General features: G+C 65.1%; 18 protein-coding genes (1 of these 18 running past the window's edge). 15 read left to right on the plus strand and 3 right to left on the minus strand.

The features are described from left to right. Both ACIBW7_RS26460 and ACIBW7_RS26465 read left to right on the plus strand, forming a co-directional pair. A protein-coding gene (locus ACIBW7_RS26460; RefSeq protein ID WP_397050687.1) for a non-ribosomal peptide synthase/polyketide synthase crosses the window boundary here: on the plus strand, positions 1-9,870 show its final stretch. The gene continues 15,300 nt to the left of window position 1, outside the view; 9,870 of the gene's 25,170 nt are visible here — the last part of the coding sequence; its start codon lies off the left edge, out of view; it ends in the stop codon at positions 9,868-9,870. Between the two features lie 26 nt (positions 9,871-9,896). Next, positions 9,897-10,115 (plus strand): MbtH family protein, encoded by a 219-nt coding sequence (locus ACIBW7_RS26465; RefSeq protein ID WP_040695737.1) that lies wholly within the window; start codon positions 9,897-9,899, stop codon positions 10,113-10,115. 56 nt (positions 10,116-10,171) lie between these two features. Here ACIBW7_RS26465 and ACIBW7_RS26470 read toward each other — a convergent pair whose 3' ends face one another. Next, complete coding sequence (locus ACIBW7_RS26470; RefSeq protein WP_397050690.1) at positions 10,172-11,512, minus strand: helix-turn-helix domain-containing protein; 1,341 nt, start codon at positions 11,510-11,512, stop codon at positions 10,172-10,174. Between the two features lie 583 nt (positions 11,513-12,095). After that, on the minus strand, positions 12,096-12,902 hold the full coding sequence (locus tag ACIBW7_RS26475) for a carboxymuconolactone decarboxylase family protein (protein ID WP_397050692.1): 807 nt from the start codon (positions 12,900-12,902) through the stop codon (positions 12,096-12,098). Between the two features lie 180 nt (positions 12,903-13,082). On the opposite strand from ACIBW7_RS26475, the gene ACIBW7_RS26480 reads away from it, so the two are divergent. The 13 genes from ACIBW7_RS26480 to ACIBW7_RS26540 all read left to right on the plus strand — a co-directional run bounded on the left by ACIBW7_RS26480 (position 13,083) and on the right by ACIBW7_RS26540 (position 25,422). Next, the gene (locus ACIBW7_RS26480) at positions 13,083-13,976 is read left to right on the plus strand and encodes an NAD-dependent epimerase/dehydratase family protein (RefSeq protein ID WP_397050694.1); all 894 of its coding nucleotides are present in this window, start codon (positions 13,083-13,085) and stop codon (positions 13,974-13,976) included. Positions 13,977-14,374: 398 nt separating this feature from the next. Beyond that, positions 14,375-14,599, plus strand: coding sequence for a hypothetical protein (locus ACIBW7_RS26485; RefSeq protein ID WP_397050696.1), 225 nt, complete (start codon positions 14,375-14,377; stop codon positions 14,597-14,599). Further along, the gene (locus ACIBW7_RS26490; protein ID WP_397050698.1) at positions 14,599-14,787 is read left to right on the plus strand and encodes a hypothetical protein; all 189 of its coding nucleotides are present in this window, start codon (positions 14,599-14,601) and stop codon (positions 14,785-14,787) included. The genes ACIBW7_RS26485 and ACIBW7_RS26490 overlap by 1 nt, the downstream gene beginning before the upstream one ends. After that, on the plus strand, positions 14,784-15,644 hold the full coding sequence (locus tag ACIBW7_RS26495) for an MlaE family ABC transporter permease (RefSeq protein ID WP_387294446.1): 861 nt from the start codon (positions 14,784-14,786) through the stop codon (positions 15,642-15,644). Before ACIBW7_RS26490 ends, ACIBW7_RS26495 begins: the two co-directional genes overlap by 4 nt. 1 nt (position 15,645) lies before the next feature. Then, positions 15,646-16,509 (plus strand): ABC transporter permease, encoded by an 864-nt coding sequence (locus ACIBW7_RS26500; RefSeq protein WP_397050700.1) that lies wholly within the window; start codon positions 15,646-15,648, stop codon positions 16,507-16,509. 6 nt (positions 16,510-16,515) lie between these two features. Then, complete coding sequence (locus tag ACIBW7_RS26505) at positions 16,516-17,907, plus strand: MlaD family protein (protein ID WP_397050702.1); 1,392 nt, start codon at positions 16,516-16,518, stop codon at positions 17,905-17,907. 4 nt (positions 17,908-17,911) lie between these two features. Further along, on the plus strand, positions 17,912-18,934 hold the full coding sequence (locus ACIBW7_RS26510; RefSeq protein ID WP_397050704.1) for an MCE family protein: 1,023 nt from the start codon (positions 17,912-17,914) through the stop codon (positions 18,932-18,934). Then, positions 18,931-19,935 (plus strand): MCE family protein, encoded by a 1,005-nt coding sequence (locus ACIBW7_RS26515; protein WP_397050706.1) that lies wholly within the window; start codon positions 18,931-18,933, stop codon positions 19,933-19,935. The genes ACIBW7_RS26510 and ACIBW7_RS26515 overlap by 4 nt, the downstream gene beginning before the upstream one ends. A gap of 5 nt (positions 19,936-19,940) precedes the next feature. After that, complete coding sequence (locus tag ACIBW7_RS26520) at positions 19,941-21,035, plus strand: MCE family protein (RefSeq protein ID WP_397050833.1); 1,095 nt, start codon at positions 19,941-19,943, stop codon at positions 21,033-21,035. Beyond that, positions 21,032-22,111 carry an MCE family protein gene (locus ACIBW7_RS26525; RefSeq protein WP_397050708.1) on the plus strand — a complete coding sequence of 360 codons (1,080 nt, stop codon included), beginning with the start codon at positions 21,032-21,034 and terminating at the stop codon, positions 22,109-22,111. Before ACIBW7_RS26520 ends, ACIBW7_RS26525 begins: the two co-directional genes overlap by 4 nt. Beyond that, positions 22,108-23,286, plus strand: coding sequence for an MCE family protein (locus tag ACIBW7_RS26530; RefSeq protein WP_397050710.1), 1,179 nt, complete (start codon positions 22,108-22,110; stop codon positions 23,284-23,286). The genes ACIBW7_RS26525 and ACIBW7_RS26530 overlap by 4 nt, the downstream gene beginning before the upstream one ends. 12 nt (positions 23,287-23,298) lie before the next feature. After that, the gene (locus ACIBW7_RS26535; RefSeq protein WP_397050712.1) at positions 23,299-23,961 is read left to right on the plus strand and encodes a hypothetical protein; all 663 of its coding nucleotides are present in this window, start codon (positions 23,299-23,301) and stop codon (positions 23,959-23,961) included. Between the two features lie 225 nt (positions 23,962-24,186). Further along, on the plus strand, positions 24,187-25,422 hold the full coding sequence (locus ACIBW7_RS26540) for a lipase family protein (protein WP_397050714.1): 1,236 nt from the start codon (positions 24,187-24,189) through the stop codon (positions 25,420-25,422). Between the two features lie 26 nt (positions 25,423-25,448). Here ACIBW7_RS26540 and ACIBW7_RS26545 read toward each other — a convergent pair whose 3' ends face one another. Next, positions 25,449-26,690: a TetR/AcrR family transcriptional regulator gene (locus ACIBW7_RS26545; RefSeq protein WP_397050716.1), complete on the minus strand. Its 1,242-nt coding sequence runs from the start codon at positions 26,688-26,690 to the stop codon at positions 25,449-25,451. Positions 26,691-26,693: the final 3 nt, after the last annotated feature.

The raw sequence follows: 26,693 nt of genomic DNA on the forward strand, positions 1-26,693 counted from the left end.
GAGCACCTACTCGCCCTCGTGGTGCATCACATTGCGGCGGACGGCTTCTCGATGGCCCCGCTGGCTCGCGATATCGCCACCGCATACGCGGCACGGGCCACCGGCACCGCACCGACGTGGGCAGATCTGCGTGTGCAGTACGCGGATTACACCCTCTGGCACCGCGAGATCCTCGGAGTCGAGGGCGATCCGGAATCGGTGGCCGCACAGCAATTGCGCTACTGGAGCCGCGTACTCGGCGGGTTGCCCGCTCAGCTCGATCTGCCCTCGGATCGGCCGCGTCCCGCCATTGCCAGTCACGCCGCCGCGAGCACCACCATCGGGCTCGATGCCGCGATCCACGACGGCATAGCCACCATCGCTACGCGATACGACGTCAGCCCGTTCATGGTCGTCCATGCCGCGCTTGCCACCTTGCTCGCGCGACTGTCCGGCATGGATGACATCGCCATCGGCGCACCGATCGCGGGCCGCGGTGCCGCCGCCCTCGATGACCTCGTCGGCATGTTCGTCAACACACTGGTGCTGCGCACCGAGGTGGTGGGCTCGGACTCCTTCGCCGCCGTACTGCGTCGGGTCCGCGACGGTGACCTGGATGCCTTCGCCAATGCCGATGTGCCGTTCGAGCGGCTGGTCGAGGTCTTGGATCCGCCGCGCTCCGAGGCACGGCATCCGCTGTTCCAGATCGCGCTGTTCTTCCAGAATCTCGCTCCCGTATCGGTGGAGCTGGCGGGCGGCACAGTCGCCGAATACGAGATCGACTACGAGACAACACGATTCGATCTGCAACTGACCGTCGCCGACGACCTCCTGCGGTTCACCTACGCCACCGATCTCTTCGACGAGTCGACCATCGCGACGTTCGGTGCACGCTTGATCCGCCTGCTCGGCGCGGTGATCGAGCATCCGGAACAGGTGGTCGGCGATATCGATCTGTTCGAGACCGGTGAGCTGGAACGGGTGGTGACCGCATGGAACGACTCCGCGCACACCGCTTTCGTCGCGGAAATGCTGCTCGACGAATTCGAGCAACAGGCCGCCGCGACACCGGACGATATCGCCTTGGTCTTCGACGGAACCACCATGACCTTCGGCGAACTGGACCGCAGGACCAACCGGCTGGCCCGATATCTGATCGCGACCGGCGTCGGCCCGGAGTCATTGGTGGCATTGGCGATTCGGCGTTCAACCGATCTCGTGGTCGCCATGTACGCGGTGCTCAAGGCGGGCGGCGCCTATGTACCGATCGACCCGGACCATCCTGCCCAGCGCACCGCTCACATCATCGACATCGCCGCACCCATCGCACTGCTCACAACCGAGCGTGATCGCCGGGACTTCGGATACGCCGGTGCGACAGTGTGCGTCGATACCGTCGCGCTGGTTCACTATGCCGACGACCCGATCGCGGTCAACGAGCGAACCGCGCCGATTCACCCGCAGAACCCGGCCTATGTGATCTTCACTTCCGGTTCGACCGGAAAACCCAAGGGCGTCAGCGTCTCCCACGCCGCGATCGTCAACCAGATGACCTGGATGCAGTCCGAGTACCGGCTGACCGCTGCAGACGTATACCTGCAAAAGACGGCGACCAGCTTCGATGTCTCGCTGTGGGGCTACTTCCTGCCGCTGCGCATCGGTGCAACGCTGGTGCTGGCCACTCCGGAGGGCCACCGCGATCCCCGGTACCTCGCCGGCGCAATCGCCGAATATGGCGTCACTGTCACCGATTTCGTGCCATCGATGTTGAGTGAGTTCGCGCGACATATCGAAACCGCTGCCGATCTCGACACATTGCGCACGGTATTCGTCATCGGCGAAGCACTGCCTGCCGAGACCGTGCGTGCCTTCGGCGCGGTGAGTTCCGCGCGCCTGCACAACCTGTACGGCCCGACCGAGGCCGCGGTGAGCATCACCTACCGCGACGTCACCGGTGAAATCGAACGCACTGTCATGCCGATCGGCAATCCGGAATGGAACAGTCGCGTGTACGTGCTGGATTCCCGGCTGCGACCGACGCTGCCCGGGGTCGTGGGGGAGTTGTATCTCGCAGGCGCCCAACTCGCCCGCGGCTATCACGGCAGGCCCGATCTGACGGCGGATCGGTTCGTAGCGAACCCATTCGGACCTGCGGGCGAACGCATGTACCGCACCGGCGACTTGGTGCGCTGGGACTCCAGTGGCGTCCTGCCAGAACTCGTGTACCTGGGCCGCACCGACTTCCAAGTGAAGTTCCGCGGCCAGCGCATCGAGCTCGGCGAGATCGAGGCCGTACTCGCGGCGGTGCCCGGTGTTTCGCAGGCCGCAGCCGGCGTGGTCGGTGACCGGCTCGTCGGCTATGTGGTGAGTGATGCACAAGATGTGCGCGCGGCAGTTCTGGCGGCCGCGGTGGATGCGCTGCCGTCGTACATGGTCCCGTCGGCGATCGTCGTACTGGCCGCCTTCCCGCTCAACACCTCCGGCAAATTGGACCGAAAGGCGCTGCCGGAGCCGGTACTCGACAGTGTCGCCTACCGTGCGCCGGTCACCCCGGCCGAACGGTTGGTGGCCGAGGCATTCGAGGCTGTACTCGCGCGGTCGCCGATCGGTGCCGACGACAACTTCTTCGACCTCGGCGGCAACTCACTCATCGCCACCCGAGTCCTGGCCAGGCTCGGCGAGCGGCTCGGTCGTGTGCCCGTGCGCTTGCTGTTCGAGGCACCCACCGTGCACGCCTTCGCGGCACGCCTGACCGCGCACGCACATGACCAGGTCGTACCGCTGATCGCCGGGCGCCGCCCCGAGCGCATTCCGCTCGCGCCGGTACAGCGCGGCATGTGGTTCCTCAACCGGCTGGACCCGGACTCGGCCGCCCACAATATCCCGGTCGCGGTGCGCATCGGCGGCGAGTTGGACCAGGCTGCGCTGTGTGCCGCATTCACGGACGTGATCGCCCGTCACGAGGCACTGCGCACGGTATATCCGGCCGATGCGAACGGCATCGGACACCAGGTGATCCTGCCCGCCGAACCGGCCCCGGTATCCCTGGTGGTCGAGGCCCGCAGCTCGGTGGACGAGCGAATCGCCGATTTCCTCGGCACCGGCTTCGATATCACCGCCGAGGTGCCGGTGCGCGCGATACTGCTGCGGGAGCACGCGACCAGCCATGTGCTCGTGGCCGTGCTGCACCACATCGCGGCGGACGGCTATTCGATGGGCCCACTGCTGCGAGACCTGTTGTCGGCCTACCTGTCCCGAGTCGTCGGCGGGACCCCGGTCTGGCCGGAGCTCGCCGCACAGTACGCCGATTACGCACTCTGGCAGACGGCCGAGCTGGATTCGGTCGCGGCCGAACAACTCACGTACTGGACCGAAGCGCTGCGGGATCTGCCGGAAGAACTGGCATTGCCCACCGATCGGCCGCGTCCATCTGTCGCGTCCAAGCGTGGCGGCACGGTGCGCGCCCGCATCGGCGGTGGTGTCGGCGCCCGCATCCACGAACTTGCCGTGCGTCGCAACGCGACACCGTTCATGGTGGTGCACACCGCACTTGCCGTCTTGCTGGCCCGGTTGTCGGGCTCCGCCGATATAGCCATCGGAACACCGGTCGCGGGCCGCGGCGCGGCGGCGCTGGACGACCTGGTCGGCATGTTCGTGAACACCCTGGTGCTGCGCACATATCCGGATCCGGCCCGTTCGTTCACCGAGCTACTCGACGAAACCAGAACAAACGATCTGGCCGCGTTCGCCCACGCGACCGTGCCGTTCGAGCGCGTTGTCGACGAACTCGGCATCGAGCGCTCACAGTCCAAGCATCCGCTGTTCACCGTGGCGCTGAGCTATCTGAATACCGGCGCCGAAGAACCCACGCTGCCGGGCCTGGAGCTGACGGCTGTCGAATTCGATGAACCGGTGGCGCGCTTCGATCTCCAGTTCACCGTCGCGGCAGAACTCGACGCCGAAGGTCACCTGGCAATCGAACTCGACTACGCGACAGACCTTTTCGATGAGACAACCGCCACCGGACTGCTTCGCCGTTTCGGTCGGGTAATCGGCGCACTCACCGCGGATCCAAGTGCGCCGATCGGCACCGTCGATGTGCTCACTCCGGCCGAACGCACCGAACTGCTGGCCAGGCGGGGCGATGAACCGGTGCCGCCGAATACCCTCGCCGAGCTGATGACCGCGGCAGTCGCGTTGAATCCCGATGCCCTCGCGTTGATTTCGGACGATCGTGAGCTGACCTACCGCACACTGGACGAGCACTCGTCCCGCCTGGCCAGAATGCTGATCGGACACGGCATCGGCGCCGAGGACTTCGTCGCCGTGGCCATCGCGCGCTCAGCCGAATCCATGCTCGCGGTCTGGGCGGTGGCCAAGACCGGTGCGGCCTTCGTCCCCGTCGACCCGACGTATCCGGCAGATCGAATCGCACACATGCTGTCGGATTCCGGTGCCACCGTGGGCCTTACGCTCACCGCATGCCGCCCGGCGCTGCCCGGCGCCACCGAATGGCTGGTACTCGACGCACCGGCCACGGCGGCCCGCATGCGGCATTCGAGCGCGGCACCCATTGCTCCCGATGAGCTGGTCCGACCGGTCCGCGTGGCCAATCCCGCGTGGATGATCTATACCTCGGGGTCGACCGGCACCCCGAAGGGCGTACTCGCCACCCACGGCGGACTCGCGGGAGTGGCGCGTGCACAGCGCGATCGCTACCAGGTCACCGCGACATCGCGCGTCCTACACGTGGCATCGCCCAGTTTCGACGCCGCCATGCTCGAGCTCTTGCTGGCCCTGCCCGCCGGCGCCGCACTGGTGATCGCACCCGCCGGTGTCTACGGCGGCGTGGAATTGACCGCGCTCATCCGGGATCAACGGGTGACCCACGCCTTCATCACCCCGGCCGTGCTGCAAACACTGGATCCGACCGAACTGCCCGAACTCGCCCGCCTGACCGTCGGCGGCGAATCCTACGGCCCGGAGGTGGTGCGACGCTGGGCAACCGGGCGTGCGTTCCACAACACCTACGGCCCGACCGAGACCACGATCATCACCAATATCAGCGCACCGCTGCGGCCCGGCGAATTCGATCTGGGCACCACCATCAACGGCATGTCCGCGGCGGTGCTCGATACTCGATTGCAACCCGTCCCGGATGGGGTGACCGGCGAACTCTATTTGCGCGGGCCAGGTCTGGCTCGCGGATATCACGCGCGGGCGGGACTTACGGCGGATCGTTTTGTCGCGGATCCCTATGGTCCAGCGGGCGGGCGGCTGTACCGGACCGGCGATCTGGTGCGCTGGAGCGCATCCGGCGCTATCCAGTACGTCGGACGTGCCGACCATCAGGTGAAGGTGCGCGGTCTGCGCATCGAACTCGGTGAGATCGACGCGGTGCTCTCGGCCCACGAGAGCGTCGAATTCGCGGTGACCATCGGGCACACCGATGCCGCGGGTTCGGTTTCGCTGGTCGCGTATGTGGTAGCGGACCGCGCGATCGACACCGCGGAGCTGACCGCCTTCGCCGCGCGCTCGCTGGCCGCATATATGGTGCCCGCCGCCATCATGGTCCTCGACGAGATCCCGCTGACGCCGGTCGGCAAGCTGGACCGCAAGGCACTGCCCGCACCCGAGTTCCGTACCGCGAACTTCCGCGCACCGGAGACGGCCGCCGAACGGATCGTGGCCGAGGTCTTCGCCGAGGTGCTCGGCCTGGCAGCGGTCGGTCTCGATGACGACTTCTTCGCCGTGGGTGGAAACTCCCTGACCGCAACACAATTGGCCGCACGGCTGGGCGCTCGATCGGACACCTCGGTCAGCGTGCGACTCGTCTTCGAGAACTCGACTGTATCGGCCCTGGCCGCCGCTCTGGACACCACCGCGACGCAGGCACATCCGGCACTGACCCGGCGCACCGACACCGATCCGATACCGCTTTCGCTGGCACAGCAGCGCATGTGGTTCCTCAACCGCCTCGACCGCCAGTCCACCGCCTACAACATCCCACTGGCAGTGCGGCTGACCGGCGATCTCGATATCGCGGCACTCAACGCGGCCATCACCGACGTGGTCGAACGCCACGAAGTGCTGCGCACCGTATACCCGCAGCATGAAAGCGGCCCGATACAGATAGTTTTGCCGATGGCCGATGCGGGAGCGCCGGTGCTGGCCCCGATTCCGGTGCCCGTCGACGATCTGACCTCCGCCGTGGCGGACTTCGTCGGCGGCGGATTCGATGTCACCGGCTCGGTTCCATTGCGCGCCAGGCTGTTCCGTCCGGTCGCTGGTCCGACCGATTTCGGCGAGCATGTGCTGGTAGTCGTCGTGCACCACATCGCCGCCGACGGTTCGTCATTGGTGCCGCTAGCACGTGACGTGATGACCGCCTACGCCGCACGTAAGCACGGCATTGCGCCGGAGTGGACCCCGCTGGCGGTGCAATACGCGGATTTCAGCCGCTGGCAACGGGACCTGCTCGGCAGCGAGGACGATCCGGATTCGCTGATCTCCCGGCAACTCGGGTTCTGGACCCGAACCCTCACCGGACTGCCCGCACAGCTCACGCTCCCCACTGACCGCCCCCGACCCGCGATCGTCTCCACCCGCGGCCGACATGTCGATTTCACCATCGATGCCGACATGCAGGCGAGATTGGCGGATTTGGGCCGGAACACCGGAGCGACACTGTTCATGGTCCTGCACGCGGCCTTCGCGGTATTGCTGGCCCGCCTGTCCGGCAGCGCCGATATCGCAGTCGGTACTCCCGTCGCGGGCCGTGGTGCGGCCGAACTCGACGATGTGGTCGGCATGTTCGTCAATACGCTCGTGCTCCGCACCCAGGTGGACGCGGCTACCGGCTTCACCGAACTCCTGGCTCGGGTGCGCGCCGCGGATGTCGCCGCCTTCTCCAATGCCGAGGTACCGTTCGAGCGGCTGGTCGAGGTGCTGAATCCGGAGCGCTCGACCGCGCGGCATCCGCTGTTCCAGGTCGGCTTCTCCTTCCACAACCAGGCCGACGCGCAATTCGCACTGGACGGATCGACCGCCACCGCAGTCGATTTCGACTCCGAGGTATCGCAATTCGACCTGCATCTGGTTGTCACCGACCGCTACGGCCCGGATGGAAATGCGGCAGGCATGGCCGCATCGATCACCTATGCCACCGCACTGTTCGACGAAGCCACGGTCGCCGGTTTCGCCGGACGACTGCAACGCCTGCTGGCCGCCATCTGCGCCGAACCGCAGCTGGCGGTCGGAGACCTGGCGCTGCTGGACACCGCCGAGCGCGACCGGATGCTGGTGTCCTGGAATCGGACCGAACACGAATTCACCCCTGCCGACCTCATCGCCGCCTTCGAGGCCCAGGTTGCCGAGACACCCGAAGCGGTGGCAATCGTCGATGACGGCGTAACGGTCACCTACGGCCAGTTCGCCGCGCGGGTGAACAGACTCGCCCGTGCGCTCATCGCTCGCGGCATCGGCCCGGAATCGCGGGTGGCCCTGGCCATTCCGCGCAGTGTCGACCTGCTGGTCGCGATGTACGCGGTGGTGACTGCCGGCGGCGCGTATGTCCCGCTCGATCCGGCCCACCCGCTCGACCGGACCGCGAGCGTACTCGCCGCCGCCGACCCGGCCCTCGTGCTGATTTCGGCCGAGCGGTCGATGCTGCCGGAACCGGTGGCGGATCACGATGTGGTGCTGGATATCTCGGTGGCCGCCGGTGTTCTCGACAGCAGTCCGATTCGTGCTGAGGAGCGGCTGTCCACGCTGACTCCCGCACACATCGCCTATGTCATCTTCACCTCGGGATCGACCGGAACCCCGAAGGGTGTCGCCGTCGCGCACGCTGCGGTCACACACCAATTGGATTGGCTGCAAACGGAATACGCGCTAGCAGCCGACGATGCCACGCTACTGATGACCTCGGCGGCCTTCGATCTCTCGGTCTGGGAGTTCTGGTGGGCCTTGCGCACCGGGGCCCGAGTCGTACTGGCACCGCACGGCGCACAACGTGATCCGGCGAGCGTGCTGGATCTGATCCGGCGCGCCTCGGTCACCACGGTGACGCTGGTGCCGTCGCTGCTGGTCATGCTGGCCGAGGTCCGCGGCGATCAGCGACTGCCGAGATCGCTGCGGCGTCTGCTCGTCATCGGCGAGGCACTGCCCGCCGCGACCGTCGACCGGATCGGCGCACTCACCGCCGCCAGGATCGATAACCTGTACGGCCCCACCGAGGCAGCGGTCTCGGTGACCCGGTTCCGCACCGGCGCCGGTACCCGCCAGACGGTCGTCCCCATCGGCACACCGGAATCCGGAAACCAGGTCTACGTACTCGACGACCGGCTGCACCCGGTGCCGACGGGCGTGACCGGTGAGCTGCATCTGGGCGGCGCACAGCTGGCCCGCGGCTATCACGGCAAGCCCGGCCTGAGCGCGGAACGGTTCGTGGCCAACCCATTCGGCGCACCCGGCACCCGGATGTATCGAACCGGCGATATGGTCCGCTGGGGTGCGGACGGCAATCTCGAATATGTGGAGCGCCGCGACTTCCAGGTGAAGGTGCGCGGCTACCGCATCGAACTCGCCGAAATCGAGCACGCGCTGCGCTCGCGTCCGGCCGTCGCCGAGGCCGTCGTCGTTGCCCATCGCGGTGACCTGCTGGTCGGGTATTTCACCGCCACCGAGCCGCTCGATCCGAACGCGCTGCGATCCGCACTGACCGAAACCCTGCCGAGCTACATGGTTCCGACCGTGCTGACCCAACTCAATGCCCTACCGCTCAACGCCAACGGCAAAGTCGACCGGACCGCACTCCCCGAACCCGAATTGGGCACCCGAGAATTCCGCGCCCCGGAAACGGAGTTGGAGCTGCTGGTCTGCACCGTCTTCGCCGAGTCGCTGGAGGTCGAGCGAATCGGCATGGACGACAACTTCTTCGAACGCGGCGGCAATTCGCTACTCGCCACGCGACTGGCAACTCAGCTGGGCACCGCACTCGCCGAACAGATCCCGGTGGTATGGCTGTTCGCCGCACCCACACCCGCGGGTCTGCTCACGCAACTGGAACTGCACCGCTGCGGCCGCGGCCGCGTAGACGCGCAATCCGCCTTCGATGTTCTACTGCCATTGCGCCCCGGAGGTTCTCGCGAACCGCTGTTCTGCATCCACCCGGTCGGCGGCGTCGCCTGGTCGTTCGCGGGTCTGGCCGTGCATATCGATCCGGAGCGCGGCATCTACGGCATCCAGTCCCCGGCGCTGAATTCGGCGGCCCCGCCACCGGATTCCATCGAGAACTGGGCCGGACACTATGTCCGCGAAATCCGGGCCGTACAGCCCGAGGGTCCCTACCATCTGCTCGGCTGGTCACTCGGCGGTGTACTCGCACACGCCGTCGCGAACCAATTACAGGACCAGGGCCAACATGTCGCGCTGCTGGCCATGATGGACAGCCCCCTGCACATCACAGTGGACGAGACGGCGACGGTGCCGGTGGCCGATCTGCTCGGCGGGCTACTCGGCGAACAGGCCGACGACACCGATACCGAACTCGATCGCACCCGACTCGCCCGGCGCATCGCCGAACTTCCGGAACCGTTCGCATCCTTCGGAATCGACCGGCTCGGCCGGCTCCTCGACGCGGGCACGCACGCACTGGAACTCATAACCCGCTACCGCCCACGGCCCTATAAGGGCAATCTCGTCTACTTCACCGCCGCACTCGACGACCCCACCGGGGCCACCGGCGCGGCCGGCTGGTCCGACGCCGTCGACGGCACCGTGCACAACCACGCCGTCCAGGCCACGCACTGGCGCATGACCTCCGAATCCGCCCTCGCCCGCATCGGCCACGTCCTGACCAATGTCTTGGCGCACGCCGACCGGACTTGAACTCTCCCACTAGGAAGGCCGACCAGATGACCAACCCGTTCGACGACGATGACGCCCAGTTCTACGTCCTGACCAATGCCGAGGGCCAGCACTCCCTGTGGCCGATCTTCGCCGCCGTCCCCGGCGGCTGGACCATCGCCTACGGTGCGGCCGCGCGTCGCTCCTGCCTGAAGTACGTCGAATCCCACTGGCTGGATATGCGTCCCAATTCACTCATTACCGCGATGCAGCCCGAGGCCAACTGAATAGGTAGGGCGCGCCGGTCCGTACATCCCCCCTGCCGGCCGGTGCGCCCTACCCCTCATGCCCGCGTGCGTGGAGTGTTGACGATCATCTGCGCCTGCTCGCGCCAATCGGCGACCGCGCGACCCCGGAAACCCGACAGCGCGGTATCGAATTGTTTCGCACGCTTGGTGACGGTGAGGCCGACGTAGGTGTGGCCATTGGTGATCGCGCGGGTCGCCACCGCGCAGGCCTCGTCCACCTCACCCGAGGCCAGTAACGCGGTCGCGTGTTCGAACCGCACCAGTGCGGGTTCCATGGTCTCGCTCGGGTCGTAGAGCCCGATAGCTCGCTCGGATGCCAGGGCGGTCTGCTCGGTGCGGCCCAATCGGGAGTAGCCGATGGCCTGATAGAAGGCGAGCTTCTCCGGGCGGAAGGAAAAGATGCCGATCGAGAGTTGTTCCGCGGGAACATTTTCCAGCGCCTGCTCCGACCTCGAGATGCAGCGGGCGAAGCCGTCGAAATTACCGAGGCTCGCGTGCGCGCGGGACGCCATTCCCCACAACCACGCCGCCGCCGGACCGTTGCCCGGATTTTCTTCGAGGCGCGGGCTGAGCAGGTTCAAAACTTCCTTCGGATTATCGCTATAGGTTGGTAAATACGACAATCCAGCCAGTGCGATGTCCTCGGAATACCGATCGCCGATGTCCTGGGCGGCATGAATTGCGGTGGTGTACCACAATCGAGCCTGACCAAAATGTCCCTCATTGAACAGAATTTCGCCGACGACATTCGCCAGGCGCCCAGCCGTACGGACCAGTCGGATTTGATGATGGGTCGCCTGCCGCTCCGCGAGACAGCCGCGGACCGCACGGAATTGGTCGAGCGTGGCCTGCAGCAACTCGTGCGGCGGCACCTGCACGACGCGGGCGCCCAGCGCCTCGACGGATTGCTCGAGCAGGCCGAGTCGCCGTTCGCTCATCGAGCCCGCGTCCAGGGTGGCGAGCATCTTCTCCGGTTCGCTCGCGACCATATCCGCCGCCTGACCGGCCAGGCCCGCGCCGATGCAGGCCAATAGCAATCGCCTTCTCACGTCGTCATCCTCGACTTCCTTGTCGAGCCCGATGTCCCTACCGAGCTTTCTCCGATCGAGCGCCGGGCTCGTCTCTTCGGTATCGCGGGCCGTCGTCGGGCTCGCGATCGCGCGCTCGAATCGCCCGACGACGACCGAATCGGCCTCCGATAGCACTCGATCGAGCAAACGCCTGCTTGCGGCATGCATCCGGGTTGTCCGGCCGTTCTCCCACAAGATCACGGTGCGCGGGGTGACGCCCACCAGGCGTGCGAACTCATAGCGACTTCGTTTCATCGCCACGCGAAGAGCGAGTACGTCTTCGCCGGTCCAGTCGACCTCAACCATAGGTCCCGCTCCCTCGTACCAGGCTGATTCAATCGGAAATTACTCGCATTTACCGCATTCGGCTCTGTTATCCACCGAATCGCAACGTGCACGCTGAAGTGGTACCCGGCACCGGGTTTGTACCCCAAACCCTTTCGGGGGTGCCAGCTCTCCGGAACCCGACGCACGGTCCCGACGCTGTTCCGATCCGCAGCGTCGACGGCGGGTTCCGGTGGCGCTGCCGGTGCCGGGTGCACTCAATCTCTTCGGTGGAGGTGAACAATGGACGTTTTGCATTCGGATATCCGGGAATTGTGGCTCGTACAGAGCCGCGATTGCAATCAAGAGCCGGTGGGTCTCAGTGATGACCGGGCCCGTTTCATCCTCTCCGTCCATGCTGGACACGGCGCCCGCTGCCGCCAATATCTGGCCGCCTCCGCGCACTGCTTCCGGCGCACTGCCGAGAAGTAACCCGCTGCCCTGATGGGGGTCCCGGTGCGGCGCTCATCCGCAGAAGTGCCGCACCGGGATGGGCCGAAAGGCCTTGGGGACAAACGATATCGGCGTCGATGGGTTGCTGCCGGAACCTTCCGACTGATGCGCGTCAGTCGCCCGCGCGCTCCGCGAAAACCGCACGTGCCACGGTGATTCCGTTGAGTGCGGCCGGGAATCCGGCGTAACCCGCCATCTGCGTGATGATTTCGACGACCTCGGTCTCGCTGCCGCCGACATTCAGCAGGCCGTGGATGTGCACGCCCAGTTGCGGCGCCGCCGTGCCCAGCGCGGTGCACATGGCGACGGTGACCATCTCCCGGGTCTTCAGGTCCAGGCCGGGCCGCGAGTAGATATCGCCGAAGCCGTACTCGATGATGTAGCGCCCGAGATCCGGTGCGATATCGCGCAGCGACGCGATGACCTGTTCGCCTGCGTGCCCGTCGATCTCGGCGAGCTTGGCGCTCCCACGCTCGAACCGGTCACCGGTCGGTGCCGGTGCTGGTTCGGCCGGTGCGGGGAGATCGATACGGGCGTCGAACACTTCGCGCGCCGCACCCAGTCCGTTCAACGCGGCGGGGAACCCCGCATACACGCTGACATGGATCAGCGTCTCTACGATTTCCTCCCGCGTGCATCCCACATTCAGCGCCCCATCGATGTGGAATCGCAACTGCGGCGCGGCATTTCCCATCGCGGCCAGCGCCGACACCGTCGCCAACTGCCGCTGCCGCAACGTCAACCCCGGCCGCGAGAGAATGTCGCCATACCCGAATTCGACGGTCAGCCGCCCCAGGTCCGGTGCGATATCCGCGAGACTGTCCAGCACCGCGGGCCGCTCCTGCCCGCCGACCTGCCGAAGCAGTTCCAGTCCGCGCTCGAAACGATCATTGCTGGTAGAGGCCTGTGTGTTGGTCATGCCCCGAACTCTAAAAGTTGGAGCACGCTCCAACACAAGTCCAAGGCTGTCGCACAGCCAGTGACCACCGCGCAGAAGCTGCAACGTATGCGAGGTATGCATTCGATGTGCGCGACCTCAATGCGCAGGACATCCCCACCCGATCCGGTAGCCGACCAGGGCCTTCCATAGAGTCGCGCCATGCGCGTACTTGTCACGGGAGCGGCGGGTTACCTCGGCACAGCTGTCGTTTCGGCCTTGACGGAGGCCGGGCACGATGCTGTCGCCATGGTGCATGCGCAGCGACCGAACATTGCGCATGCCAGCGAGATTCGAATTGCTGACTTACTCGACCCTGTCGCACTTCGACGTGCGGTCGACGGCGTAGATGCGGTGTGTCATCTGGCCGGGCTGACCCGGGTGCGGGAGTCGATGACCGACCCCCTCCGGTACTTCGGGGTCAACACCGTCGGGACCATCGCCCTGCTCGATGCCATGGCGACCGCCGAGGTGCCCCGGCTCGTATTCGCCTCGACCGGTGCGATCTACGGCGACGTGGGCGGTCGGCCGATCACCGAGGATCTGCCCGATAACCCGCCGCACCCCTACGCGAGCAGCAAACTGGCGGCTGAAAAGGCCATCGACGCCCACGATGCCGCCGCCGTCGTTCTTCGGCTGTCGAATGTGGCGGGCGGGCGCGATCCGGATCCCACTCGGCTCATTCCGAGGGTGCTCAGCGCTGCGGCGCGGAATGAGTCGTTCGAGGTCAACGGCGACGGTACGACGGTCCGTGACTATGTGCACGTGGCCGATGCCGCGAATGCGTTCGTGGCTGGGCTCGAATACCTGCCATCGCAAGGCGTGACCGAGCGGTACGTCATCGGTGGCGGCCGGGGCACGAGTGTCCGTCAGGTGGTTGCCGCTGTGGAAAAGGTATCGGGACGACGCGTGGCGCTCATCCATCGCCCAGCGGTGCCGGAACCGAGTTCGCTGGTCGCTGATCCGGCCAAGGCTGTCGGCCAATTATCTTGGGTGCCAAAGTATTCCGACATCGAAGCGATCGTCGACCAGATGTGGCACGCCTGCTCTGGCTAGCACTCGGATCCGGGTTCTTCTACTTGCGGACGCGGCAGTGCAGATCGGCCATCGGTCCGCCGCCTTCGCCGTGGTGGCTGGATTGCCGCGGAAATCCGCGTCACTTGCCATCGAACGCTCCTGCGTCGAATCGGCCCGAGGTAGGCCAGCGGTCGATTATGTTACCGAGGATTCTCCTGTCTGCGAATCGAGTCTAGCTGGCTGTGCTGGGTTCTATAACGAGATTCGCTGAACTAAGTGGTCTCAAGTTCTTCCGCAATCCAAGGAATCATGCGTAACATACGCACCCATACCCGACCGATCGCAGCGTGATCGGCCGCACTCGCGCCGCAGCGACCCCTCGCCCCGGCGCGTATCCCGCCGTGCCGTTCGGGTGGCGGGGGAAAGGACACAGACGCATGCTCGAGAAGCTGGATCGAATATTCAGCTACGAGATGAAGGTCTCCGAATTCCTCGGCACCATCATCATTCTCGCCATTCCATACGGGCTCGTCGGCCTCATCTGGACGCTGACCCACACCAGCCATCTGCACCGCATGCACGGCATCGACGTGGCCATATCTTTCCTCGGCTCGATCGTGTGCTGGCCGGTGCTCACCTTCTCGAATGTGTGCATGACCTGATGATGATCTTGGTTTGGCTCATCGACATCTTGGTGATCGGCGTCAAGATCCTCGGGGGGCGTATGAAAGTCAACCCGGTGCTGCGGTTCGGGCTCTGGCTCGCCGTGCTCAGCACCGCCGTCGCCGGTATCGCCGTGGTCGGCTATCTCCTCGTCCTGCTGCAGCATCAACTCGGCGAGTCGGCATGAGCACTCGACTCACCGAAAGGCCGACTGAGCCAACGGATCTAGAGCGGGCCGTCGAGGATTTGAAGGGCCTGTGGCAACGGCATCCGCAGCGGTCGCTGGAGACCTTGGGGCGCCAGGTTCGGCTCATGCGCGATGCCTTCATCGAGATGCTGCGCGCGATGTTCGTGCGCCGCTTCCCATTCCACGAGTTCATCAAGCAGTGCGCGTTCATGGCGAGTGTTTCCGCCGCACCGACCGTATTCGTCGCGATCCCGGTGGCCGTTGTCGTGTCCATCCAGGTCGGTGCGCTGGTGAATCAGGTTGGTGCGACGACCTTTATCGGCGCGGTCAGCGGTCTCGGCATCATTCGGCAGGGTGCGCCGCTGGTCACTTCGCTGATGATCGCGGGCGCGGTCGGTTCGGCCATCTGCGCCGATCTCGGCTCCCGCACCATTCGCGAGGAGATCGACGCGATGATGGTGATGGGCGTCGATCCGGTGCGCCGACTGGTCGCGCCGCGACTGCTGGCCGCGATCCTGGTCAGCATCCTGCTCTGCGGATTCGTGGTGTTCGTCGGCTTCGCCACCGGCTATATGTTCAACGTGTACGCCCAGGGCGGCACGGCCGGCTCGTTCATCAGCACCTTCGCCTCCTTCGCGGTGGCGAACGATCTGGTGATCGCACTGGTCAAGGCGGCCATCTTCGGCGCGCTGACCGCAATCATCGCCTGCGATATCGGACTGCATACCAAGGGCGGTCCAGGTGGGGTCGCCAACTCGGTGAACGCGGCGGTGGTCAATTCGGCGCTGATGCTGTTCGCGACGAACATCATCATCACCCAGATCTACAACACACTCTTCCCGGCGAAGGTGATCTGAGATGGGCACCCGATACACCCCGCCGGTGCTGAAGCCGTTTCGGGCGGTCGGCGCGGTCGCCGGCGTGCCGGTCCAGGCCAACCGACGGCTCGGCCACCAGGCGATAACCTTCTGCCAAGCGGTGGCCGCAATTCCTTTCGTGCTCAGGCACTATCGCAAGGAAGTGCTGCGGCTGACCGCCGATGTCGGCTGGGGCAATGGTTCGCTCATTGTCGGCGGCGGCACGGTCGGTGTGGTCATCATCCTGTGCGGATTCGGCGGGATCACCGTCGGCATGGAGTCCTACACCGCGCTGAATCTGCTCACCATGAATCCGCTGACCGGCGCGATCTCCGGTTTCGCGACGACGCGCGAAATCGGCCCGATCCTCGCGACTTTGGCCTTCGCCATCCAGGCGGGCTGCCGATTCACCGCGCAGTTGGGTGCAATGCGGATCTCCGAGGAGATCGATGCGCTGGAATCCATTGCCATCCGGCCACTTCCGTATCTGGTGACCACGCGGATGATCGCCGCGACCCTGACCATCGTCCCGCTCTACAGCGTCGGCCTCGCCGTTGCGTATCTGATGACGAAGCTGTCCGTGCTGTTCCTCGGCGGCACCTCCGCCGGGACCTACGACCACTACTTCTTCCAGTTCCTCAACGGCATCGATGTCTTCTTCTCGGTCGTCAAAGTCGTGGTGTTCGTGCTCATTTCGACATTCATCCAGTGCTACTACGGCTACATAGCCACCGGTGGTCCGGAAGGCGTCGGCCACGCGGCCGGTCGCGCGATCAAGATGGTGATCGTCGTCATGGTGTTCGTGAATCTGTTTCTGACCCTTGCGATCTGGGGTATCGACCCCGGATTCCGGATTTCGGGGTAGGTGGCGATGCTGCTCGATCCAAGTGGGCGCGGACCCACCCCGCGTCAGCTCACCCTCGCTGGAATAGCCATGACCACGGCGGCCGCATTGCTGCTGTACCTGCTCGGCCTGCGCTACACCGGCTATTTCCAGGACAAGGTCCCGGTTGTCGCGGTACTCACGAGTACCGGTGACGGGTTGCCGACCCATGCCGATGTGAAGTTCCGCGGCATGGTCGTCGGCACCGTGGCCGGTGTCGATGTCGTCGCCAAGGGTGCACGTCAGGATGCGGCCCTGGAGCTCGCGCCGGCGGTGGCGGACCTGATTCCGGCGAATGTCACGGCGCGGGTGATCCCCAACAATATCTTCGGCGTGACCGCCATCGAACTCGTCGACAACGGGCACGCGACCGAAACCTTGCGCGCGGGGGCCCGAATTCCCGAGGACACCAGCGCAGGCACCGTGCAGTTGCAGACCACGCTCAGTGTGCTGCGCGATGTGCTCGACCATATCCAGCCGGAGAAGCTCGGCCGGGTGCTCGCAACCCTCGCCGACGCACTCGATCCCGCCGCGCGGGTGCCGGGTTCCACCATCGAACGCCTCGATACCTGGCTCACCCAGGTGCACGCGACTCCCGGCATCGGCGATCTGCTCGGCAACCTCGGCCGGGCCGTGACGGCGTTGAGCGTTTCGGCGCCGGAGTTGGTCGGTGTGCTGTCGGATTCGGTGACCAGCGCACGCACGCTCACCGAGCGGCGCGACAACCTCGTCGCGTTGCTGACCAATGCCAGCGGCGCGGTCGACTCGGTCAATTCGTTGTTCGCGCGCAATCCGGACGCCGGGAAAGACTTGGTCGTCGGACTCGACGGCCTGTTCGGCGGTCTGGCCAGGGACCCGCAGGCCATCCCGGATACCGCCGCCAACTTCAATGCCGCGCTGCAGCGCGTGCGCACGACCTTCGGATTCGGACCGAGCCGACAGATGGTGTGGAAGATGGATGTCAGCTTCACGCCGTTCCAGCAGTACACGGCCAAGGACTGTCCGCACTACGGCACCATGGCCGGTCCGCGGTGTGGGGGCAGTACGGTGCCGGATGTCGCACCGCAGCAGGAGTTTCCGCGGCAGCTGATGCCGCAGCGGTTGGCAGCCGCGGGGCCTGCGCCCATTGCTCCGGCACAGGGGCTACCGAGCTTTCCCGGACTGCCGAGTATTCCGGGGCTGCCGACGATTCCGGGCATTACCGCGCCGGCTGCTGTGACGGATCAACCCGTCCAGCCGAATTCGGATCTGCGCGGACTCGATGCCGCCGCCGCGATCATCGGCGGGCGACCGACCACCGCGCAGTACCTGCTCTTGGCTCCGGTACTGGCCGGCGGCTCGGTGACCGTGTACGACACCGCACCGAACGAAGGGCGGTGAGTACATGAAATCAGGGAAAGCGCTGGCCGGATTCAGTCTGTTCGCCGTGGTCGCGGTGCTGTTGACGTACACGATCTGGTCGACCCTGCAACGGTCGGTAACCGGCGATACCGATTCGTACTCGGCCACTTTCACCGATGTGCTCGGACTGCGCGTCGGCGATGACATCCGGATGGCTGGGGTGCGGGTCGGGCGGGTCGACGCCATCGATTTCGCCGGCGACTACAAGGCGCGCGTGGACTTCCGTATCCAGAACAACCAGCGGCTGACCACGACGACGAAAGCCCTGGTGCGCTACCAGAATCTGATCGGCCAACGCTATATCGCGTTGGTTCCGGGCAAGGACGAGGGCGCGGTGCTGACTGCCGGATCCGCGATTCCCGTCGAGCGCACCGAACCGTCGTTCGATGTGTCATCGCTGCTGTCGGGTTTCGAACCGCTGTTCAGTGTGCTGCAACCGGATCAGGTCAATTCGCTGTCGGAGACCTTGATTCAGGCCCTGCAAGGCAACAAGGTCTCGCTCAGTGCGCTGATTACCCAGGCTGCCCAACTCGCGGACACCTTCGGTCAGCGCGACAAGATTCTCGGCGATGTCATCGGCAATCTCAGCAGTGTGATCGCGGGCCTGGCCAATCGCAGCGGCGAATTGGAAACCCTTATCACGCAGGCGCGTTCGCTGGTGGAATCGCTTTACGCACAGGGTGAATCGCTGAAGTCGTCGGTCGATACGGTGGCGAAATCCACCGATTCGCTGGCGGCGCTGATCGGTCAGGTGAAGCCGAATCTGGCTCGGGCACAGAACGATGCGACCAGCGGTGTAGCGCTGCTGATTCTCAACGGCGCGTCCTTGGATCAGGCGGCGATCGAACTACCGACCGTTCTCAATGGTCTCGCCCGCTTCACGAGCTACGGCGCATACGCCAACGCCTACATCTGCTCGCTGGACGTCTCGCTGTGGGGCGTGCTGCTGCCGCCGGGGCTGTTCTCGCAGGTGGGCGGCAATTCCCATTCGGAGGTCTGCCGATGACGGCATTACTGGGTCGGATACGCAATCGCTTGTTGTGGCTGGGACTGCTCGCGGCCGGTTCGGTCGTCGTGCTGCTGGTGGGTTCGAGTGCGTTATCGCAGGCGCATCTCGGTGATAAGACGATTCGTGCGGAATTCGCGCAAGCGGCAGGTCTGCGATCGGGGGCATCGGTGGATGTCTCCGGCATCGAGGTCGGCTCGGTGAGTGCCGTGCGACTCGACGGTGCGAAGGTCGTCGTGGATCTGAAGGTGCGCAAGGATCTTCGACTCGGGCCGGACGCCTCGGCCGCCATCAAGATGACGACCATCCTCGGCAAGCTGCACGTCGAGTTGGTGCCCGGTAATGGAAAAGGACTGCCGGACAACCGAATTCCGCTGAAACAGACCTCGGTGCCATACAACCTCGGCAAGGTCATCCGGGATCCGAACTACAAATCGTCCTTCGAGCGCATCGAACGCCTGGATCCGGCGAAATTGCGGCAGTCACTGGATGTGCTCAGCCAGCAGATGGGTGACTCCCCGCAGCTCACCGTTGCGGCGCTGAACAGTATCGGCGCGCTGGCCAAGGTGATCAATGATCGCCGCGACGAGGTGGACACACTGCTGAAGAGCATGGATCAGGTGGCCGAGCTGGCCTCCGACAACCGCAATAGCGTGCTGCTGCTACTGACCCGCGGCGAGGCCATCGGCAATGCCGTCGCACTGCGGCAGAACCTGCTCGAACAACTGCTCGACAATGTCGCGAGCCTGTCGCGGCTGCTGCAGGACATGGGCCTGGAGAACCAGGATCAGCTCGGTCCGCTCATCCAGAATCTGAACACCATGTCCGAGGGCCTGCAGAAGAACCGGGACAACCTCGATTCGCTCTACGAGATCATGCCGGTCGCATTGCGGCAGTTCAACAATGCCCTCGGCAATGGCCCGTACGGCGATGTGTGGGCGCCATGGGTATTTCCGGACAACTGGCTGTGCTTCGCCCAAGCCGTACAGGGGTGCAATTGATGAAGATGGGTCCCTTGCTGAAATCGACAGTGCTCGGCCTCGCCGCAACGGTGGCGACCGGTTGTTCGCTGCTACCGGACAGCCTCACCGCACTTCCCGATCAGTATCTCGGCGAGCATCTGCAGATCAGTGCCGATTTCGAGAATGTCGCCGGGCTATATGCGGGCAATGACGTTGCGGTGCTCGGTGTTCCGGTCGGCCGGGTGGATACCGTGACACCCAAGGGCAGTTACGTCGAAGTCACCATGTCCATCGATAAGGGCGTGCGCATTCCGGCCGACGCCATGGCGGCGCTGGTTTCACCACAGCTGATCACCAACCGGCATGTGGAACTCGCCCCGGCATACGAAGGCAATGGTCCGGTGCTGACCGACGGCGAGCACATCCCGCTCGCCCGGACCCGTGCCCCGGTCGAACTCGACCGTATTCTCGAAACCTTCGATCAACTCGGTGCGGCCTTGAAGGGCGACAACGAAACCGGACCGATGGCGAGCCGGGTGCTGTTTCCGCTATTGAACGGCAATGGCGACAAGCTGCGCGAAACGTTGGACGATCTGTCGTCGGCATTCGAGGTCACCCTCGCCAATGGTGACCAGATCTCCAATACCATCGTCAAGCTCAATGAGATCACCGAGATCATCGCCCAGAACGACCAGACGGTAAGGGATTTCAGCGGTCGGCTCACCGAACTGGTGCAACTGATGGGGCAGCAGGCGCCGGGTTTGCAGGCGGTGATCACCCAGCTCAACGACTTCGTCACCAATACCGCGACCGTGGTCGGTCAGAATCGGGAACAACTGCTCGGTGCGCTCACCCGATTCACGACATTGACCGCGCAGATGCGGGCCAATGCGCGCGGGCTCACCGAAATCACCGATGTGACGCCGCTGTTCTTCGAGAACTTCTCGAATGCCGTGAGCCGTGACAGCCGGGCGCTGCGCCTACACGGTCTGCTGGACAAAGCGGTGCTGGACGGTGCGGCGCTTTCGCTGTTCTGTGAGCGCATCCAGCTTCGCCTCGACGGCTGCCGCACCGGGAAGATCCAGGACTTCGGCCCCGACTTCGGGTTGACCGCCGCACTGCTCGGGATCACCAAATGAGCGTGGCGCGTTCGGCCTTTGCCGCGGCGATGGTTGTTGTCGCCTCGGCGGGGTGCGCCGTGACGGTCGACAATGTGCCGCTGCCCAAGCCGGGCATCGGCGGGCCGGGTTATGAGTTGCACGCCGTATTCACGGACGCGCTGAACCTGCCCGCGAATGCACACGTGAAGATCGGCGGCACCGAAATCGGCATGGTCTCCAAGATCAGCACCACGAACTTTCTCGCCGATGTGGAAATGCAGATCCGGCAGGATATTCAGCTGCCCCGCGGCACCACCGCCGAACTGCGCCAGGCCACTCCGCTCGGTGACATGTTCGTCGCGATGACCCTGCCCGCCGAGCAGGAGAGCGCCGAGTTGCTGCGTCCCGGCGACACCATCGCGCCCGACCACACCGGCACCGGTGCGTCGGTCGAACAGTTGATGATGTCGATCTCCATGCTGCTCAACGGCGGCGGGCTCAATCAGGTGGCTCGGACAACCACCGAGATGAATTCGATGTTCGCCGGGCGCGCACCACAGCTCGCACATCTGATCACCGAAATGACCGATGTGCTCGCGGCACTCGACGCACGCACCGCCGACGTCGACAGCGTGCTCTCCGGACTGAACGTGCTCACCGGCGAATTGGCCAGGCGCAAGGCAGAATTGGGTGCCGCTGCGGATACATTCCCTCCGTTGATCGGACTGGTCGCCGAAAACAACAGGAGTATCGCCGAACTCGTCGCCAAGGTCTCGGTCACCATGTCCGCGCTCGGTGATTTCACCGACACCACGGGCCAGGAGTTCCTGAGCCTGTTCGACAGTATCCAGCGGCTGATGTCCGGATTCACCCAGATGGGCGATAACCTGGCGGGGACGCTGGAGGGGCTGCACGCCATCTATCCCAATGTCATGGCCAGCTATGACGGGCCGGTGCTTGCGGTCGCCGCCACGGTTTCTTATCTCGATATCGGTGCGCTCACCGATCCGAAGGGCAGCCGCTGGCCGGAAATCGGTGATGTACCAGCATTCATCGGCAGTCTGGCCGAGGTGATCCAGAAGGTCATCGGACGGCTGCAGGGCGGTGGACGATGAATATTCCACTGTGGCACTGGCTGGTTCGGCATCGGATCGCAGTGGCAAATATCGGGCTGATAGTCGTGCTGATTCTCGGCATGTCCTATCTCGGTGCGGCCGTGTTGCGGATCAATCCGCTGCCGAGCACCTACCAGGTCCGGGTCGAGCTGATGAGTTCCGGTGGTCTGGCACCGAACAATGACGTCACCTTCCGTGGCAGCCGGGTCGGCAAGGTGGCCGACGTTCGGGTATCCGGTGACGGCGTCGCCGCCATCGCCGAAATCAACGACACCGCAAGGATTCCGGTGGGCGGCACGGTCGCCGTGGGCAGGCTCTCGGCGGCGGGGGAGCAGTACCTGGACTTCCGCCCCGACTCCGACAGCGGACCGTATCTGTCCGATGGCTCGATCGTCGATCGGTCGGCGACGAGCACACCCGTGACCGTGCAGTCGGTGCTCACGAATATGAGCGGGCTGATCGGCGGGATGAATCCGGCGCGGCTCAATGTGATCATCGATGAACTCGACAAGGCGCTGGCCGGTGGTCCGGATCGGTTGCGGAATATGGTCGCCGGAATCAGCCGGGCCATGTCCGGACTGACCGATCTGCTCCCGCAAACCCAGCGGTTGCTCGAGAACCTGCAGGTGATCGCCGAAACCACCATGCACGCCCAACCCGATCTGACCACGCTGACCACCGGCTCGAGCGCGCTGTTCCAGCAGCTGACCGCGGCCGATCAGGAAGTGCGTAAATTCCTCGAACTCGGGCCCGGCCAATTGGCCACCCTCGGCGGCATCATGCACGACACGCAGGACCCGATGACCAATCTGATCACCAACTTCGTCGCCATCACCAAGGCGGCCAAACTGCGTCAACCGGCGATCGAAGCGCTGTTCCCGGCGCTGCGCGCGGGTTCGGAAGCCATCGGAATTCCGGCACACGACAACGCCTTCAACACAATGGTCGATCCGTGGCCGCGTCCGACCTGTGACTACGACACGATCCCCGTGGTGCCGACCGACAAGACCGTCGATACCCGGGTGCGGCTCTACAACTACTGCATCACCACCGATCCCGCACTGCAGATTCGTGGTTCGGCGAATGCGCCACGTCCGAATGTGCCGGACAACGGTTCCGGCCCGCCGCCCGGCGTCACCGGCAATGAACTCTCCCGGCCCGCACCCGGCAGATAGGAACGAGAAGCTATGAGCGACAACGAGATCGACAACACCGATGGGTCGGAGGTGGCCGTCTCGCTCGGCGAGGATGTCGACGCGGATGCGGCATCGGGTGTTGACACCACGCCGGGGCTCGGTTCGAAAGTGCCTGCAGCCAAACGGTTTGCATTCCTCCGCACGCCCGGCAACCGCACCGCGATCGCCTACCGCGCCGCCGCCGCACTACTACTCGCCGCCGCAGTCGCCTCCACGGTGTTCTTCTACCTCGAGCACAAGGCCGACAAGGCCATCGTCACCGCCCATGAGGACGCCCGCCTCGCCGCCTGCCGATACGCACCCGTACTCGCCGACTACGACGCCAAGAATCTCGACAAATACTTCGCCGCAGTACTCGACGGCGCCACCGGCGACTGGAAAAAGCAATTCGACAGCACCAGTAAGGAATTGCGTGACGTCCTGACCCAGGGCGAGGTGGTCTCCAAGGTCGACGACGTCCAGTGCGCGATCAAATCCGGCGACACCACCTCCGCCGAAGCAATCGTGGTAATCGGCCAAACCATCACCAGCATGGGCACCCAGGGCAAACCCTCCCCCGGCCAACTATCCATGGTGATGCGGCTGGAAAAGGTAAACGACCGCTGGCTCGTCAACAAGGTGAACTCCCCCCTCGCCACCCCACCCCGGCCCTAGTGATGACGTCGATCTGTTCCGTTGCGCCGAGCAGAAGCGATACCCACACCATTGCCCGGGTGTCGCTGTGTGGCCCGAGTCGATCGATGCTATTCGGAGTGCAGTGCCATTTTCGACGTATTGCGGTCCTGCGGCGGTATATCGCTGTAAGTTTGCCATCGGTTGCGCTCGAATACAGCCCGGCTAGTCGATGGATGCCCCGCACAACTCGTGGAGGTAGAGATCTTGACTCGTCTGTTTCTTCCTTTCCTCCGCCGCGGCCACCGCGGTTGGTCCCATGCCCTCGGTGCATTCGGCGGTGTGGCACTCGCGCTGCTACTGGCGACGCCGGCAACCGCGGAACCGATGTATCCGGTGCCCGATCCGGATCCGTTCTACGCCGCACCGGCGGATCTGGGCGCGCACAGTCCCGGTGACGTGCTCGACGTGCGGCCATTGCCGCCGGTGCCCCTCTTCGCCGGCGCCACCGCCACACTGGTGAAGTTCCGGTCCACCGACTCGCATGGTGGGCCGATCGCGGCGACCACCACGGTTATTACCCCACTCCTGCATCAGGCCGACGCGCCGTTGCTGTCGTATCAGCATTTCGTCAATTCGCTCGGTACGCAGTGCGCGGTATCGCACACGCTGTACAGCGGCGATCTGAATCTGGGGACGACGGCGTCGATGTTGAATGCGGTGCTGCAGCGGGGTTGGAGTATCTCGTTGCCGGATCATCTCGGACCGCAGTTCGCCCTCGGAGCGGCGCGTTTGGGTGGCCAGATCGTATTGGACAGCGTCCGGGCGGTGAAACGGCTGCCCGAACTCGCCGTCCAGCACAGCCCGGTAGCGCTGGCCGGCTACTCCGGTGGCGGATTGGCCACCGCATGGGCGGCGGTGCTGCAGCCGTCGTACGCATCCGAGCTGCAGCTCCAGGGCGCGGCCATCGGTGGCGTCCCGGAGAACCTGGTGACGATGGCGCAGGAGCTGGGCCTCGAGCCGCACCCGGCCTTCGGACTGGCCATGGCGGCGGCGATCGGTCTGGAGCGGGAGTACCCGGACCGAATACATACCAGCTCATATCTCAACCCGCGTGGCCTCGCGCTCCGTGGCGCCATGGCCAACAGCTGCACCAACGAAATCCTCGCCAGGGGCGTCAACGGCAGCGCTCGTGAGTTCGTCACCAGCACGTCGTTCATCGATAGTCGTGACGCGCGGTCGGTGGTGGAGGAGAACAGTCTGGAACTCTATCCCGGGGTGCCGCAAATACCGATGTTCGAATGGCATTCGCCGGCCGACCCGCTGGTTCCGGTCGACTCCATCGGCAACACCGACCGCCGCTGGTGCGGTGCCGGGGTGCAGTTGCGGACAATGCAGGTGTCCGCGCCCGAGCATTTGTCCGCGGCGGTAGAGGGCGCCCCCGAGGTACTGCGGTGGCTCGAGGGCCGGATGCGCGGCGAGCCCGCGCCTGTGGCCTGTTGAGATGGACCTCGGCAACTGAACCGCGATCAGCGTCCGAAGAGGATGACTCGCATGAGGTGTGTGATGCGCTGCTGTGAGCAGAGGGGGTTATCGGGGCCGAGCCATTGACCGAGGTCGACCACCAGTGCCAGCGCGGCATGCACCAACACCCGTGATTCGGCTGCGGAGAGCTCGGGCCGGACTCCGATCAGCAGCTTGGCCCACTCTTCTACGTTGAGCCGCTGGATATTTCGCAGTACGGTGCGATCCTCCGGCGGCACATTGCTGATCTCCGCGTAGTACACGAAGGTCAGCTCGCGCTCGGCGAACGAGCCCTGCACATACAGCTCGATCAGGGTGCTCAGTGCCTGTTCCGGGGTGTCCGATGCGGCGATGGCGGGTCCGATGGCAGCCGAAACCCGGTCCGCCGCACGGCGAAACGCGGCCGCGAGCAGGTCGCCCTTGCTGCGGTAGAAGCGGTACACCGCTGACGAGGCGGGCAGGCCCGCGGCATTGGCGATATCCTCCACGCTCACATTGGGATACCCGTGCTCATGAAAAAGCTCGATGGCCCGCGCCAGCAACAGCTCGTGTTTGAAGGTGAGCGGAACCTCCTTCGCGCCAAGGGATTCGGTGTCATCGCCGGGTGCGGGCAGATCACATGCGGTCACCGCATGACAGGCCGAGCGCAGCAGTGCCGTCAGCGCGCGCACCGGCACTGCGACATGGTGATCGGAGATGCTGCCGATCACGCTCATCGCGGCGGCCGAGAGCACCGCCCGATCCCCGTTGGGCAGCTCCGGTCGGGTCTCGGCCAGCAGTTTTCGTGCCACTGAATCGGTGGTGATCAGGTGATCGATCAGGATCTGGCGATCTGGGTCCTCCAGATAGCGGTTCTGCCAGCGCAGCAGTGCGGCGCTGCGGCGATTCGCGATGGAGGCCGCGATCAGGGCATCGAGGATGTGGTCGAGGCGTTCGGCGGCGGGCCGGTCACGCAGTTGTTCGGGCAGGCGCACGGCCGCGGTGCTCAGTCCGGCCAGCCGCAGCGCTTCCTCGCGGAACAGGGCGTATTTGCTCGGATAGTGCCGATACAGTGCGGTCGAACTGATATCGAGGCGCGAGGCGATGTCCTCCATGCTCACGCCGTGGTAGCCGAATGCGCCGAAGGCCTCCGCGGAGGCGGCGGCGATCTGCGCCCGTCGGTTGCGCGGGCGGCGGCGCACCTCACGCGATGGTGCGATGCGGCCTGCGGTCGCGTCCTCCGCTGCGCGACGATCCTCGGCATCCATCCC

Source organism: Nocardia sp. NPDC049526, assembly GCF_044465765.1.
In the GTDB taxonomy this organism is placed as follows: Bacteria; Actinomycetota; Actinomycetes; order Mycobacteriales; family Mycobacteriaceae; genus Nocardia.

Excerpts from the sequence above, each read along its gene's own strand:
- ACIBW7_RS26465 (WP_040695737.1), top strand. The coding sequence starts at position 9,897 with ATGACCAACCCGTTCGACGACGATGACGCCCAGTTCTACGTCCTGACC.
- ACIBW7_RS26470 (WP_397050690.1), bottom strand. The coding sequence starts at position 11,512 with ATGGTTGAGGTCGACTGGACCGGCGAAGACGTACTCGCTCTTCGCGTG.
- ACIBW7_RS26475 (WP_397050692.1), bottom strand. The coding sequence starts at position 12,902 with ATGACCAACACACAGGCCTCTACCAGCAATGATCGTTTCGAGCGCGGA.
- ACIBW7_RS26480 (WP_397050694.1), top strand. The coding sequence starts at position 13,083 with ATGCGCGTACTTGTCACGGGAGCGGCGGGTTACCTCGGCACAGCTGTC.
- ACIBW7_RS26485 (WP_397050696.1), top strand. The coding sequence starts at position 14,375 with ATGCTCGAGAAGCTGGATCGAATATTCAGCTACGAGATGAAGGTCTCC.
- ACIBW7_RS26490 (WP_397050698.1), top strand. The coding sequence starts at position 14,599 with ATGATGATCTTGGTTTGGCTCATCGACATCTTGGTGATCGGCGTCAAG.
- ACIBW7_RS26495 (WP_387294446.1), top strand. The coding sequence starts at position 14,784 with ATGAGCACTCGACTCACCGAAAGGCCGACTGAGCCAACGGATCTAGAG.
- ACIBW7_RS26500 (WP_397050700.1), top strand. The coding sequence starts at position 15,646 with ATGGGCACCCGATACACCCCGCCGGTGCTGAAGCCGTTTCGGGCGGTC.
- ACIBW7_RS26505 (WP_397050702.1), top strand. The coding sequence starts at position 16,516 with ATGCTGCTCGATCCAAGTGGGCGCGGACCCACCCCGCGTCAGCTCACC.
- ACIBW7_RS26510 (WP_397050704.1), top strand. The coding sequence starts at position 17,912 with ATGAAATCAGGGAAAGCGCTGGCCGGATTCAGTCTGTTCGCCGTGGTC.
- ACIBW7_RS26515 (WP_397050706.1), top strand. The coding sequence starts at position 18,931 with ATGACGGCATTACTGGGTCGGATACGCAATCGCTTGTTGTGGCTGGGA.
- ACIBW7_RS26520 (WP_397050833.1), top strand. The coding sequence starts at position 19,941 with ATGGGTCCCTTGCTGAAATCGACAGTGCTCGGCCTCGCCGCAACGGTG.
- ACIBW7_RS26525 (WP_397050708.1), top strand. The coding sequence starts at position 21,032 with ATGAGCGTGGCGCGTTCGGCCTTTGCCGCGGCGATGGTTGTTGTCGCC.
- ACIBW7_RS26530 (WP_397050710.1), top strand. The coding sequence starts at position 22,108 with ATGAATATTCCACTGTGGCACTGGCTGGTTCGGCATCGGATCGCAGTG.
- ACIBW7_RS26535 (WP_397050712.1), top strand. The coding sequence starts at position 23,299 with ATGAGCGACAACGAGATCGACAACACCGATGGGTCGGAGGTGGCCGTC.
- ACIBW7_RS26545 (WP_397050716.1), bottom strand. The coding sequence starts at position 26,690 with ATGGATGCCGAGGATCGTCGCGCAGCGGAGGACGCGACCGCAGGCCGC.